The sequence below is a fragment of the Halalkalibacter akibai JCM 9157 genome (assembly GCF_000513135.1).
GTDB lineage: Bacteria > Bacillota > Bacilli > Bacillales > Bacillaceae_D > Halalkalibacter > Halalkalibacter akibai.
Genome location: NZ_BAUV01000019.1, coordinates 37,362 through 51,575, shown reverse-complemented (window position 1 = coordinate 51,575; position 14,214 = coordinate 37,362). Strand labels below are relative to the sequence as shown.

The 14,214-nt window shown below is 37.5% G+C and carries 12 protein-coding genes and 1 pseudogene; 7 read left to right on the top strand and 6 right to left on the bottom strand.

All coding sequences use genetic code 11. The annotated features are described in order from the left end of the window. Positions 1 to 105 precede the first annotated feature (105 nt). A complete protein-coding gene (locus JCM9157_RS11930; RefSeq protein ID WP_052013112.1) occupies positions 106 to 2,355 on the bottom strand; it encodes a putative bifunctional diguanylate cyclase/phosphodiesterase in 2,250 nt (749 codons plus the stop codon). Between the two features lie 271 nt (positions 2,356 to 2,626). Between JCM9157_RS11930 and JCM9157_RS11925 the strand changes: the two genes are divergently transcribed. Then, complete coding sequence (locus JCM9157_RS11925) at positions 2,627 to 3,250, top strand: nitroreductase family protein (protein WP_035664996.1); 624 nt, start codon at positions 2,627 to 2,629, stop codon at positions 3,248 to 3,250. Positions 3,251 to 3,302: 52 nt separating this feature from the next. Here the strand turns inward: JCM9157_RS11925 and JCM9157_RS11920 are convergent, their stop codons facing one another. Further along, the gene (locus JCM9157_RS11920; RefSeq protein WP_035664994.1) at positions 3,303 to 3,803 is read right to left on the bottom strand and encodes a GNAT family N-acetyltransferase; all 501 of its coding nucleotides are present in this window, start codon (positions 3,801 to 3,803) and stop codon (positions 3,303 to 3,305) included. Positions 3,804 to 3,805: 2 nt separating this feature from the next. Next, the gene (locus tag JCM9157_RS11915) at positions 3,806 to 4,828 is read right to left on the bottom strand and encodes a glutathione S-transferase family protein (RefSeq protein WP_201768898.1); all 1,023 of its coding nucleotides are present in this window, start codon (positions 4,826 to 4,828) and stop codon (positions 3,806 to 3,808) included. A gap of 189 nt (positions 4,829 to 5,017) precedes the next feature. On the opposite strand from JCM9157_RS11915, the gene JCM9157_RS23990 reads away from it, so the two are divergent. Continuing rightward, positions 5,018 to 5,104 (top strand): YjcZ family sporulation protein, encoded by an 87-nt coding sequence (locus tag JCM9157_RS23990; protein ID WP_081734154.1) that lies wholly within the window; start codon positions 5,018 to 5,020, stop codon positions 5,102 to 5,104. A 107-nt stretch (positions 5,105 to 5,211) separates the two neighbouring features. On the opposite strand, the gene JCM9157_RS11910 is transcribed toward JCM9157_RS23990, so the two are convergent. Both JCM9157_RS11910 and JCM9157_RS11905 read right to left on the bottom strand, forming a co-directional pair. Beyond that, entirely contained in the window at positions 5,212 to 5,703 is a 492-nt protein-coding gene (locus JCM9157_RS11910) for a CBO0543 family protein (RefSeq protein WP_035664992.1), read from the bottom strand. Between the two features lie 88 nt (positions 5,704 to 5,791). Continuing rightward, positions 5,792 to 7,276 carry a nicotinate phosphoribosyltransferase gene (locus JCM9157_RS11905; RefSeq protein WP_035664990.1) on the bottom strand — a complete coding sequence of 495 codons (1,485 nt, stop codon included), beginning with the start codon at positions 7,274 to 7,276 and terminating at the stop codon, positions 5,792 to 5,794. 106 nt (positions 7,277 to 7,382) lie between these two features. Between JCM9157_RS11905 and ybaK the strand changes: the two genes are divergently transcribed. Continuing rightward, a complete protein-coding gene (gene ybaK / locus JCM9157_RS11900; RefSeq protein ID WP_035664988.1) occupies positions 7,383 to 7,856 on the top strand; it encodes a Cys-tRNA(Pro) deacylase in 474 nt (157 codons plus the stop codon). A 50-nt stretch (positions 7,857 to 7,906) separates the two neighbouring features. On the opposite strand, the gene JCM9157_RS11895 is transcribed toward ybaK, so the two are convergent. Next, a complete protein-coding gene (locus JCM9157_RS11895) occupies positions 7,907 to 9,286 on the bottom strand; it encodes a Glu/Leu/Phe/Val family dehydrogenase (protein ID WP_035664986.1) in 1,380 nt (459 codons plus the stop codon). Positions 9,287 to 9,617: 331 nt separating this feature from the next. On the opposite strand from JCM9157_RS11895, the gene proC reads away from it, so the two are divergent. The 4 genes and pseudogenes from proC to htpX all read left to right on the top strand — a co-directional run bounded on the left by proC (position 9,618) and on the right by htpX (position 14,166). Continuing rightward, positions 9,618 to 10,424 (top strand): pyrroline-5-carboxylate reductase, encoded by an 807-nt coding sequence (gene proC, locus JCM9157_RS11890; protein ID WP_052013111.1) that lies wholly within the window; start codon positions 9,618 to 9,620, stop codon positions 10,422 to 10,424. A 22-nt stretch (positions 10,425 to 10,446) separates the two neighbouring features. Beyond that, positions 10,447 to 11,579 (top strand): annotated as a pseudogene (proB, locus tag JCM9157_RS11885) (glutamate 5-kinase). 85 nt (positions 11,580 to 11,664) lie between these two features. Then, positions 11,665 to 12,930 carry a glutamate-5-semialdehyde dehydrogenase gene (locus JCM9157_RS11880; protein ID WP_035664984.1) on the top strand — a complete coding sequence of 422 codons (1,266 nt, stop codon included), beginning with the start codon at positions 11,665 to 11,667 and terminating at the stop codon, positions 12,928 to 12,930. A 321-nt stretch (positions 12,931 to 13,251) separates the two neighbouring features. Continuing rightward, positions 13,252 to 14,166, top strand: a complete 915-nt coding sequence (htpX, locus tag JCM9157_RS11875) for a protease HtpX (RefSeq protein ID WP_035664983.1) — start codon at positions 13,252 to 13,254, stop codon at positions 14,164 to 14,166. The last annotated feature ends 48 nt before the right edge of the window (positions 14,167 to 14,214 follow it).

Genomic DNA, 14,214 nt, shown 5'->3' with positions numbered 1-14,214 from the left:
CTTAGATACTCTTATTAAAATTCTCTATTAGCATGTGATAGCGATGAGATGTTATACAAAAAAACCTGACCTTAGCGCTTTAAAGCACTGGGGGTCAGGCACCAATTATCTTGTACTTTTTACATAATGTTCAAACTCATTAGCTGTTACTGGTTTTAAAAATAAATACCCTTGCCCATAGGTGCAATTGTATTTAGTGATTGCTTGTAATTGGTGTTCGTGTTCTATCCCTTCGGCTACGACTTGAAGATTAAGATTAATCCCCATATCAATAATGCTTTTGACGATTGAACGATCTGCATTGATGGAAATGTCATCAATAAAAGTTTTGTCTATTTTTATCGTGTCTATCGGGAGCTCTTTTAGAATATGAAGAGAAGAGTAGCCTGTACCAAAATCATCAATCGCTACTTTTACTCCCATTAGACGCAATTCTTTCAGTAATTCCACAGATTCATCAATGTTTTGCATAATACTCTCTGTAATTTCTAATTCTAAATATTCAGGAGACAGCTTTATTTCATTCAATGTTTCTTTTACGGTCTTTATAAAGTCACTATTTCTAAACTGATTAACAGACACATTAACAGATATGCACAAACCTGGTAACCCATGATCTTGCCAATCTTTATTTTGCCTAACTGCCGTCTTGAGTACCCATTCCCCAATTGCCACAATTAAGCCTGTATCCTCTGCCACTGGGATAAATTCAACTGGTGAAACAAAGCCAAGTTTTGAATTATTCCAGCGTAACAATGCCTCCATACCAATAACCCTTCTAGTTGCTACATCAACTTTAGGCTGGTAATAAAGAATAAGCTCATTATTTTCGATCGCTAACCTTAGTTCATTTTCAATCAACATTTTTCTTGTCATCATCTGATTTAATTCATCATTATAAAACCTAAATTGATTTCTTCCGCTTGCTTTTGCCTGATACATAGCTGCATCAGCAGCCTTTAATAAAGATTCACTTTCCTCACCATTTGCTGGATATGAACTAATCCCAATACTTGGAGTCACCGTCATTGAATGGCTTGCTATTGAAAAAGGAACAGAAAATGCTTCAATGATCTTATTGGCAGTTTGTATGGATAGCTCTTCAAATTTCAAATCAAGGACAATAATAAATTCATCCCCACCTAACCTGTAAACCGAAGCATTTAATTTAACAGATCGCGTTAACCTTTTAGCAGCTTCTTGTAATAACTCATCTCCAGCTTGATGACCTAATGTATCATTCACTACTTTAAAGCGATCAAGATCTAGTAATAATAAGGCAATAACACGATTGTTCAATTTTGCATTTTTAAGTTTACAAGTTAACTCTTCTTTGAAACTAGCCCTATTTCGAAGTCCCGTTAGTGGATCATGATAAGCAAGTTTTTTGTATTCCTTCATTAAAACTTTGTTTTTTCTTTTTATATAGCGGTTACGACCAAGAATTAATAAAAAAATAACAATAATCCCTACACTAAATGCATTCAATTGCCCCCAATAGCTGTAAGTAACTAAGATCAGAATGACGAACATACTAACATACGGGATATAAGATTCTGCTTTTTCTGCTTCAATGTGTGTAGGCTTCATTACTTTTTCATCAGTAGATTTAGCAAAAAATGCTGCAAAACCTATGAGCAATTTAGAGCCAAACCATATTGGTTCCATTAAACTTCCTGGAATATAACCATTGCTCATTTCTAAATAGATAAAACTCAAATCGGCAAAGACCTGAAAAAAGAACGCAAGTGTGATAAACAGCATCGCCGTCCTTTCCTTGTTTTCCCTTGATAAATAAAATAGGTATATAGTAACAAACAAAATACTTAGGTCAATAATGATATACAATAGAAACAAAATCATTTCTTCTACTCTATAGTTTGCTCTATGTAGTATTGGCTCAATTAAAAAATGACTACAAATAGCTGTCACAACTATCATGAAAATGGCAATATTAAAAAGATAAGGACTCCCCCAAAAAGAAGAACTAAGACGATTTGTTTTATAAATTAGAGCAATAAAATAAAATAAATAGGCAAAGAACCAAAGCATGAAAGAGCTTTCTGGTGTCAGTAGATCCTTCTGAGTTAAAAGCGTAAGAAACCAATTTACATTTCCAAGTAAGTTAAATAAAATCCCAATACTTAACAACAACCAAAAAAACTTACTTTTCCCAACTACTGTTCTATATGCGCGAATAAGCCAACTTAAAATGAAAATACCGCCAACGATTGGAAAAAAATTCCCACCAATTGTCAACATCCATTCATTATCTCTAAAAAAATAAAGCCAACAATAAAACAGGCTAATACTTATTACGATCACTAAGGCGGCTATTTTTTTATTATCGCCCATAACTTTTCCCCTCACATCTCTACCTTGACAAGTCATTATTAAATATTATCTAACTAGGACTTTGTCTTTACATTTAAATCGGATTAAAATGCATTTATATGAATAGGTCTTTTTACATAGTTATATTCTATCACAAAAGTTGTTGAATTGAGTCAATTCCTTTAAAAATTAACATGGCCCCTAAATAAGAATAAATCATTCATTTCAACTAATCCTATAATGAACTTTCTGTTCAGTCTTAAAATCAATCAAATCAAAGGGAGAGGTTCACTTGGCAACTCAAACCAATCAAGAAACACTCACGGTCCAAGAAGCAATCGAGGCCCGACAAAGCATTCGTAAATTCAAAGAAGAGCAAATTCCTAGAACAGTCATTGATCAGTTATTTAAAATGGTTCGCCTTGCTCCAAGTGCATGGAACCTCCAGCCTTGGCGTTATCACGTCATAACTGACCCTGCACTAAAAGTAAAATTACAAGAAGCCGCATATGGACAAACACAAGTAACCTCTGCACCAGCGGTTATTGTGCTAGCTAGCGATATGGAAGATGTCCTTCATCATTTACCAGAAACCATTCATCCTGGAATGACAGAAGAACAGAAACAAACAGAAGTAGCAAATCTATCAGGAATTTTTAATGCGATGACTGTTGAAGAAAGAGGGCAATGGGGACTTACTCAAACGAATATAGCACTTGGGTTTCTCCTTATAGCAATCAAAGGATTAGGGTATTCAAGTGTACCCATGTTAGGATTTGATCAAGCAAAAATTAAAGAATTATTAGGTATTTCAGAACATGCAAAAATTGCAGCAATGATCCCTTTCGGTAAGCAAGACAGTGATGGCTATCCACATCACCGTTTTGAATTAGATAGAATTGTAACGTTCCATTAAAAAGGTGCCTGACCCCCACCGCTTTAAAGCAGTGGGGGTCAGGCACCCAGAATTATATTTTCTTCCTAAACGCCTTTACAATCACACCATCATTTGCAGGTTCAAAATCATACTGAGGCAAGCGTTCAAATCCCATTCTATTATAAAGAGTGATCGCACTTTCCATAAAATCAGCTGTATGTAGGCCAATTGCATCAAGCTTTTTTGCTTTTGTTCGTGCAATACATTCATCTATTAAAGCTCGTGCAACTCCTTTTCCCCGCGCTTCCGGTTTAACTGCAAGTAAGCGTATCTCGGAATAATCTATATCGTCAACAAGTCCTTCGTAAGCATTTGAATGCGGTGGAAATAATGCAACTGACCCAACGATTTCACCATCAATCTCAGCGACAATTCGTTCTACCCCGGCTTGAACATCAGCTTCAGAGGAAATTGCTTTTTTTAATGCAAGCCAGTGTTCATCCGAAATGGCCTGTGCATGCTCACTGTATGCAGCTACTCGCTGCGTACGAATCACTTCTAATTCATGAATTTGCGCATCTCTGATAAGCAAGTTTACCCCTCCCTTAAAAATTTATCGGTCTGCTGACTTAATTTTTCACGACCGTGCTCGCTTTTAAGTTTCTCTAAATCAGGTCCTTTAGGCAAAATTTTCACGTCTCCATTATTTTGGAAAATCGTAATTGACAAATGATAATGCATCTTAATTGCATCAAAATCAGTTGTTTCCCCAAAGCCCTCTGTTTGATATAAATCACGAAGATATCCCCATAAATGAGTGTATTCTCGAATAAGATTTCTATTTGTATTAAAGCCATTATAGTAGGCAACATCAAAGCGAATTAATGTTGCATAAAGGCGTATATCAGAGTCTGTTATAAAATCTCCGAATAAAAATCGCTTCGTTGAAAGCCTTCTTTCAATTTCATCAAGTCTTGCAAATAACGTGTCATATGCTTCTTCATACGCTTCTTGCGACCTGGCAAATCCACATTTATACACGCCATTATTCACTTCATGAAAAATCACATCATTCAATGCATCAATCTCTTCTCTTAAATGTTCTGGATAAAGATTTGGTGCATGATTTTTGTGCAATGGTGCCCACGCAGTCTCTAAATAATTCGTTAATTTGAAATAATCGTTGTTTACTGCTTTTTTCGTCTGAAGATCAACCATTACAGGTACTGTCGGACGTCCTTCATAATTTGGATCTGCATTTAAGTACACTTCACTTATGTATTGAATTCCTAGTATTGAATCAACACCGTCCTGATCCAAGGAGAACTCCCAATCTACCCGGTCAATCTGTGGGCGCATCGGACTTGCAGTTCCTAAACTAATGACATCTTCTAGGCCAAGTATTTTTCTAACAATTACAGAACGGTGAGCCCACGGACAAGCTGGTGACCAGAGTAAACGGTAACGATTTTTTTCAACAGGTAAGTCCCCTAATTGATTTCCAAATGGGGTTGTAAAGCGATTGATTTGACGGTTGAATGAACCATCCTTTTTGAATTCATTCGTCATGTTTGCTGCATTAGAGCCAATGTCACAACTAGCTTGTTGATCTGTCATGATAACACCCTCTTTTTTTGTAATTACGTTGAGTATATATGAATCTCCTTAAGCTGGAAAATAAAAAGCCTCTTGGTTACAGATTCTCCACGCCTGCCTAGTTTTACGATAATCGAGACATTCGCCCACCCGAATCTTCGCTACTTACATAGGTATATGGTGTAGTCAATTAACAAGGAGGAATTCATTATGACTCACGTTACTGGAAACAGCTTCACTTTACTTGTTGTGTTATTTATTTTGCTTATCATTGTAGGATCTGCATATACATTTTAATAGAACGATGGCAAGGGGACCTGGTCTCCTTGCCATCAGTGCTTTTTAAGATCAACAATTTATCAAAGAATCTAAAATTCCGCTCCAAATAATTGAAGCAAATCTGATTAATTTATTGAATTTTCCTTTTTATTCATTACTCTAATTGTCGCAATAATGGACCTACATACTAAAAATTTAATCAACATACCAATAGCTGAATGTTTCCAACTCCAACCTTTTTTCCAAGTAATTAAATCTGTTCGTTTTTCAGCAATCGTCTCAATAATCGTTTGTGGGATTATAAAAGGAAACAGTTTAAAAAATAAACCAATTGGCTTACTATTCAATGTCCATTGGTTATAATAAAGCAAGAGCAACGGATAATGCACGTAGTCAAATGGTAAATGTATGGAAAATCTTTTTGACATAGGTCTAACTTTATATTTCAGATATCCCTTTGAAACAAGATAATGATCTGCCATACTGTTCCCCACACAACTAACTATGTAAACGATAATCCAGTCTTTTAGTGGCCGCTTAATAATAGCAAAAGGAAGTAAAATGGTTGCTACGATCGTAAGTATTCGCAATATAAATCTATCTGATATCCGGTTCAAGAAAAAAGCACCTCCTATATAATATAAGGTGCCATTTTCAATCCTAGCTAATACGCCTAACATAATTCAAGTAGTAGGGAATTACTACCTACATACCTTTACCACTTTTTACTTTGGCCTTCACTTCTTGAATGATCCTCATTTTATTATCCCAGCATCTTTGGCTTAGATCGACTGGATACTCCTCTGGGTTTAACGTACGTTGATATTCTTCCCATAGCAATTTCAGATTCTCCGAAACAAATTGTTGAATCGCAAAAATATCTGGATTCTCATAAACAAGTTTGCCTTCAACAAAAATGTCTGTATGGAGGTCTCTAGCTTCAAAATCAGTTACAACTTTACTAATAAAAGTGTGAGTCGGGTGAAACATTTTTAAACTGTCTTCTTCTTCCGGCTTTTCATTATGAAGAGTGATATAATCACCTTCTGATTTTCCATTTTGTGTATTGATAATGCGGTATAATTTCTTTAAACCTGGTGTAGTTACTTTTTCCGGATTTGATGAGATCTTAATAGTATCAACCATTACCCCGTTTTCGTCCTCAATCGCAACAATCTTATAAACTGCCCCTAATGCTGGCTGATCAAAGGCAGTGATTAGTTTTGTCCCAATGCCCCAAACATCAATTTTTGCTCCTTGCGCCTTTAAACTCAAAATGGTTTCTTCATCTAAATCACTAGAAGCAACAATTTGAGTTGCCTGAAAACCTGCATCATCAAGAAGTTCTCTAGTTTTCTTCGATAAATAAGCCATGTCTCCACCATCTAATCGAACACCTAAGAAGTTTACTTTTCCTTCGAATTCCTTTGCAACCCGAATCGCGGCTGGTACACCTGAGCGAAGGACATCATACGTATCCACAAGCGGGATGAACACTTTATTCTTGCGTCTAACACAACTTTCAGCGTATTTCTTCATGGCGACATAATCACTTTTATACACTTGAATCATCGAATGAGCATGTGTCCCAGAAACAGGGATCCCAAATTTTTTGCCTGCACGAACGTTACTTGTTGAATCAAAACCTGCGATGAAAGCCGCTCGTGTTCCCCAGATCGCGGCATCCATTTCTTGAGCTCGTCTAGTACCAAACTCCAACACCTTTTCATTACCAATTACCTGTTTAATTCGAGATGCTTTTGTAGCAATTAACGTTTGATAATTAACAATATTTAACAATGCCGTCTCAATTAGTTGAGCCTCCGCTAGCGTTGATTCCACTTGAAGAATCGGCTCGTTCCCAAACACTAACTCTCCTTCTCTCATAGAGCGAATTTTTCCGGTAAATTTGATGGAACTTAAGTACTCTAGAAATTCCTCTTCATATCCCATTGCATCACGAAGGTAGTCGATGTCACTTTTAGTAAAACGAAATTCTCTTATAAATTCAATTATGCGTTCCAACCCTGCAAAAACACCATAGCCATTATTAAATGGTAAATTTCTAAAATATAATTCAAACACAGCTTTTTTGTTGTGCATATTGTCATGCCAATACGTTTCCGTCATATTGATCTGGTAAGCATCCGTGTGTAACGTTAAACTGTCATCCTCGTATTCTTTAACCATGATATTTCCTCCCAATCATCGTTCTGTTATTATAAGTATCTCCTTACTTGGTATAATCTAATAAAAATATGATATATGAATGATTCGTAAAAAGAAGGAGATTACCATGAAGAAAGCAAAAACGAATGCGATGCGAATGTTAGATAAAAAACAAGTACCTTATAATATGTTATCCTACAGCTCAGACGACGGCAAGATAGACGGTGTCTCCGTCTCAGCTAAAATCAATAAAGACGTTAAGTTAGTTTATAAAACACTTGTTGCACAAGGAGCAAGCAAAACTCATTACGTTTTTGTCGTTCCAGTTGAAACTGAACTCAACTTAAAAAAAGCTGCAAAAGCAGCAGTTGAAAAGAAGATAGAAATGATTCCTGTCAAAGACATTACAAAAATAACTGGATATATCCGTGGAGGATGTTCTCCGATTGGCATGAAAAAAGCATATGCTACTTTCATTGATCACAGTGCAGAACTTTTAGAGCAAATCATTGTCAGTGGAGGAATGATCGGCATTCAACTTGAACTGAAGTCGCATGATTTAGCGAATGTTACAAACGCCCATTTTGCTGATTTAGTATAGAAAGGTGCCTGACCCCCAGTGCTTTAAAGCAGTGGGGGTCAGGCACCTCATTAATAGAGCTTTCCTTGTCGGTACAAGACCGTACATAATTTCATAACCGAGTGAATGTAACAATTTTGACGCAATGGAAACGGGTCCCCGAAATATTGTGGGAGAATTGTATCCATTGTAGCTTTCATTTTTTCAACTAATAGTTTAAATACTTCATCTTCACTGTAAAATTGCGTTTCACGCCCTTGAAGCCATTCGAAATACGAAACAATTACTCCTCCTGCATTTGCAAGAATATCAGGAATAATAATAACACCCTGCTCACTTAAATACTGATCTGCTTCCCCCGATACTGGCGCATTGGCCCCTTCAACGATTATTTTGGCTTTAATGTCTTTCATGTTCCCTTTATGAATTTGGTCTTCTAAAGCCGCTAACACTAAAACATCAACATCAACATCTAATATACTGTCTCTCTCATGAATCTCTGCTTTAATTCCGGCACTTGCTAACTGTTCGATGGTAGTTGGTAAATCACCCCGATTACTTGCTGTAAAACTGATTAAAGCCGGAACATCTAATCCTTCTTCATGGTACAACATTACATTTCGATCACTGACGGATACGACTTTATTTTGAAGCATTGAACAGCGATGCGCCTCAAGAGCTGCAACCGAGCCAACATTTCCGAATCCTTGCACCGCAATTGTCATCGGTTTATCTTTAAAACTTAAAGCTGTCTTAGCAAATTGATTTTCCGTATTGGATAAAAAGGTATGTTGCTCTTTAAGAAAATCATGTAGCATGTACCGTAACGTAAAGTAAACTCCTTTTCCGGTTGCTTCTCTTCTTCCTAGTGAACCACCGTTGATGACACTTTTACCTGTGAAACTCCCTCTATAAGGTTCACCTGGACGAATGCTTTTATATTCAGCCATCATCCAATCCATCTCACGATCACCCGAACCCATATCGGGTGCAGGAATGTCCTTGTCAGGTCCCAAAATATCACTAAAATAATGAACATATTTCTGACATATCAAATTGATTTCTTTTTCTGACATTTCTCTTGGATTGACAACCACGCCTCCCTTTCCACCACCGAACGGAACATCGTGTAAAGCATTTTTCAGTGTCATTAAGGAAGCTAGATTGATCACTTCTTCCTCATTTACTAATTCGTGAAACCGTATGCCCCCCTTATAAGGACCAAGTGCATTATTATGCTGAACTCTATAAGCAGGAATTCTAACGACTTTGCCATTTTCAAGTGAAATTCGTAAAAAGGCTTTATGTACTTTGTTAGGTGTAGATAAAATAGCAGCTAAAGACGCAAAGGCCTGCTCTCTCGTTTTATTTTGCAACTCTGGTAAGAAACTTGAATCCTCTAATAAAGCATGTAATGATTCTTGAACAATTGCACCAGTTTGACTCGCCATTTCATTAAAACCTCCTAGTTACGTTAAAGATGATAATTACAATAAATGGTTCAACCTCTAACAATCACTTACCCTCTCATTTTAAAAATAAAACTTGAGCGAATTATCATCTATTAACACCCTTTCCTATTTCAGTAAAAAAATAACACTAACTAAAGGACTATCGTACTTTAACACTTTAAACCGCTGGGGGTCAGGCACCCAAAAAGAGACTAGTCCATGAATATTCATTAACTAGATACATAGGCTTAACTCTATAAGCAAAAATCAAGCCAATTGGAGTTGATCATGCCATGCAAAACTTTAAAGTCGCGTTTATAGGCGCTGGAGCATGGCAGAAGCCATTTTTTCAGGTTTTATTAAAAAACAAAAGCTAACACCAGATCAAATTTCAGTGACAAACCGGCAAAATACTAAACGACTTCTTGAACTTAAAGAAAGATATGGAATCAATACTTACTCAAATCATGAAATAGTGTTACAAGATGCAGATGTTGTTATTCTTGCTATGAAACCAACTAGCGTCACTCAGGCGCTCGCGTCGATCCGTCCCTTTACATCGGAAAATCAGCTATTCATTTCTGTGCTTGCAGGAATCACAACCGAATATATCTCTTACATTCTTGGTCACAACGCACCTGTTATTAGGGTAATGCCAAACACTTCGGCTGCAGTTGGGTCCTCCACTACAGTAATAGCGGCCGGTGATCATGCAAACGAAAAACAGCTTAAGTTAACTGAATCACTGTTTCAATCCATTGGGATCGTTAAGCTAGTTAAAGAAATAGATATGGATAGCATTACAGCTATAGCTGGAAGTGGGCCTGCTTTTATCTATTATTTAGTTGAAGCTATGACAGATTCATTGGAAGAACTTGAGCTTGATCCTCAGTTAGGAGAAGAGTTAATTCTACAGATGATTCAAGGTTCGGTTGACCTCTTAAAAACAACAAATCTGCCACCGCGGGAGTTATATGAACAAGTTAAGAGTCCTGGAGGAACAACAGAAGCCGGATTACATGTTTTAGCAAATCACGATGTTCAGAGAAGTATAATGAACTGCTTAGAAAAAGCCGCCAATCGCTCAAAACAGATTTCAAAGGAGATGTCTACCATACCCGAGGATACAATTAGATAAATAGAAAATTAGGGGTGGAACGATGGGAAATCTTCAAGAAAAAAAACGTATTGTTGTAAAAATAGGAAGCAGTTCATTAACGAGTAGAAACGGTGAGATAAGTTATCGAAAACTCGTTCGTCTAGTAGATGAAATTGCAGTCATAAAAGATGAAGGTCATGAACTCATTTTGGTCTCTTCTGGAGCAGTTTCAGCTGGCTACCGAAAGCTTGGATGCATTAAACGTCCAGATAATCTTTCTGAAAAGCAAGCTGCCGCTTCAATTGGTCAATGTTTGTTAATGGAAGCTTATTCAGAAAGATTTGGTTCCCACGGGTATATCGCTTCTCAAATCTTAATTACTCGCAGCGATTTCTCTGATCAAAAGCGATATATGAATGCTCGTAATACGCTACAAGTACTGTTAGAGAGAGGCGTTGTTCCGATTGTAAACGAAAATGACACCATCACAATCAATCAACTTAAATTTGGTGACAATGACACATTATCCGCAAAAGTTGCTGGTCTAGTCGAAGCAGACCAACTAGTCATTCTCTCAGATATTGAAGGGCTCTATGACGATAATCCAAAGTCAAATCCCGAAGCTAAGCTTTTGGAGGTTATTCATGATATAACCCCAGAGATTGAAGCTGCCGCTGGTGATTCTAATAGTGAGGTTGGAACCGGGGGGATGACTTCTAAAATGAAGCAGTCAAAATTTCACTCGCTGCCGGCATTGAAACTTTTATCGGGGATGCTAACAAACCAAATATCCTCTTTGATGTCGTCAGTCACCAAGCACGAGGTACCTATTTCAAACCTAATACGGAACAAGATGACCTCGATGTCAAACAGCACTGGATTGCTTTTAACTCCGGTTCTAACGGAGAAGTGGTCATTGACGATGGAGCGCGGATTGCCATTACAAAAGAACATAGTCACTTGCTACCCCAAGGTGTCTGGGAAGTAACTGGTACATTCAATTCAGGTGATGTTGTCGTGATCAAGCATTTAAATGGAGATGAAGTCGGCCGAGGGCTTATTAATTACTCTTCAGACCAACTTCGTGAAATAAAAAGACTTAAACTGCACGACATTCCTGATCATATAAAAGTGACAAAATTTGAAGCCATCATCCAAGACGATTTTGTCCCACATGAAATCACAACACATTAATAAATGAATAAATGGGGTCTGTCCCCCACTACATTAAAGCGTCTAAGCACTGGGGGTCAGACCCCACAAAAAAAGGAGAGATTCGTTGAATACACAACCTCAACTTAAAACAAATGTCAAAAAACAAGCTAAATGCGCCCAACAAGCAAGTAAGTTATTAGGTCTCTTATCCGCAACAGAAAAAAATGAGGCTCTACACTTGATCGCAGATAGATTAAAAGAGGAGTATGCTTTTATTTTAAACGAAAACAAAAAGGACTTACTAAAAGGTCAAGAAAAAAACTATACTAGCGCCTTTATGGATCGACTCCGCTTAACGGAAGAACGAGTCAACCATTTTGCTGATGGTTTAATAGAAATTACTAAATTAAAAGATCCCGTTGGTAATGTTGAATCAGAATGGACATTAGAAAACGGTTTGAATGTTAAAACTATACGTGTCCCACTTGGGGTCATTGGCATGATTTATGAAGCTAGACCAAACGTAACTGTTGATGCAACAGGACTAGCTCTAAAATCAGGAAATGCCATCATACTAAAAGGTGGATCCTCTGCCCTTCATTCAAATATGGCTATTATTTCAGTTATCCATCGAGCTCTAAAACAGACTAAAATTCCTGTGGCAGCAGTTCAATTCATAGCAGATACCGATCGTGCAGTTACTGAGCAATTATTTACATTAAAAAAATATATTGATGTCCTTATCCCAAGAGGTGGCAGCTCACTAATTGAAACCGTCATACAGAAATCAACCATACCAGTACTTGAAACTGGAGTCGGGAATGTCCATATGTATATTGATAAACATGCAAATGTTCAAAAAGCTCTATCCATTCTTGTTAATGCCAAGACTGATCGTCCTGCAGTCTGTAATGCATTAGAAACCGTGCTGATCCATAGAGAATGGTTCACAAAAAATAAAGACGTTTTAACTTCGACGTTTAAAAAACATAACATTAACATTCATGGCGATTCAGAGGTTGTACAAAATATACCAGGTGCGGTTCAAGCCGAAGAGGTAGACTGGTCAGAAGAATACTTAAGCCTAGATCTAGCTATAAAAATAGTAGATCATACCGATGAAGCTATTTATCATATAGAAAACTATGGAACTAAACATTCAGAGGCTATTATTACAGAAGATGAGCAAACAGCACAGCTATTTTTACAAACAGTCGATGCAGCTGCTGTGTACCACAATGCTTCTACCCGTTTTACAGACGGAAGTGTACTAGGATTCGGTGCTGAAATTGGAATCTCCACTCAAAAGCTCCATGCCCGGGGTCCTATGGGCTTGCCAGCTTTGACAACGACAAAACTTTGCCTTAGCGGAGCTGGTCAGATCAGGTGACTCTGTTTCCATCTTAGCCTTAAACATTTTTTAAAAGAACGAGACGACTTGAAATGACTACGTTCACTAGTCGCCTAGAGAGGGAGGAACTATCCTATTCTCTCTAGGCTTTAAGAGATTCAGCAACTATTAAACTTTCTCTGAAGGATTGAGGAGCTATTTTTATGGTATATCCCGATTCTATAAAGTAGTTGTTACATACTAAATCAACAAGTAAAATTGTCAACAGTAATTAGAACAAGTGAATGTTCCTAAAATCGTCCCAATCTTATCTTCAAATACATGATAAAATAGAAGGTATACGATAAAAGGAGGGACAAGATGGGTAAACGATTACTGTTTTTAATTTTAACAAATATTTTAGTTATGACTACGATTGGTATAGTCTGGTCACTAATTACTACATTTACTGGCGTCAACGGTTCTTTTGAGACAGGTGGTCCTGGACTTGGGATTAACTATACATCGCTTATGGTCTTCAGCTTACTAGTAGGTTTTGCAGGTTCCTTTATTTCATTAGCTATGTCTAGATGGATGGCTAAAAAAATGATGAAGGTAAAAGTTCTTAAGCCAGAAAGTCCATTAACCGCTCAGGAACGAGCAGTTGTTGAGAAGGTTCATCGCCTATCTCGTGCAGCTGGATTAACTCATATGCCTGAAGTTGGTATTTATCAGTCTGCTGAAGTCAACGCTTTTGCAACAGGTCCTTCAAAGAAAAGATCTTTAGTTGCCGTTTCAAGCGGATTGTTAAATTCGATGGATGATGCTGCTGTTGAAGGTGTTATTGCTCACGAAGTTGCCCACGTAGCCAATGGTGATATGGTTACGATGACTCTTCTACAAGGTGTTGTAAATACATTCGTTGTATTTTTCTCAAGAATTGCTGCGATTCTCGTCGCTCGCTTAGTACGTGCAGAACTGCAAGGAATTGTTCGTTTTGCAGCCATTATTATTTTCCAAATTTTATTTTCAATCCTTGGAAGCTTAGTTGTTATGGCTTATTCTCGCCACCGTGAGTTTCATGCCGACCAAGGCGGTGCGGATCTAGCTGGTCGTGATAAAATGGCCCATGCATTACGTTCTTTAAAACAACATGTAAATCGAGCGAAGGTAGACGACCGTACTGATGATTCAGCTATTCAAACGATGAAGATTAACGGAAAAGGCGGCGTCATGCAACTTTTCTCTTCTCACCCAGATTTAGATGAAAGGATTGCCCGATTAGAACAACGATAATAACGAAGGTGCCTGACCCCATCGCTTTAAAGCAGTGGGGGTCAGGCA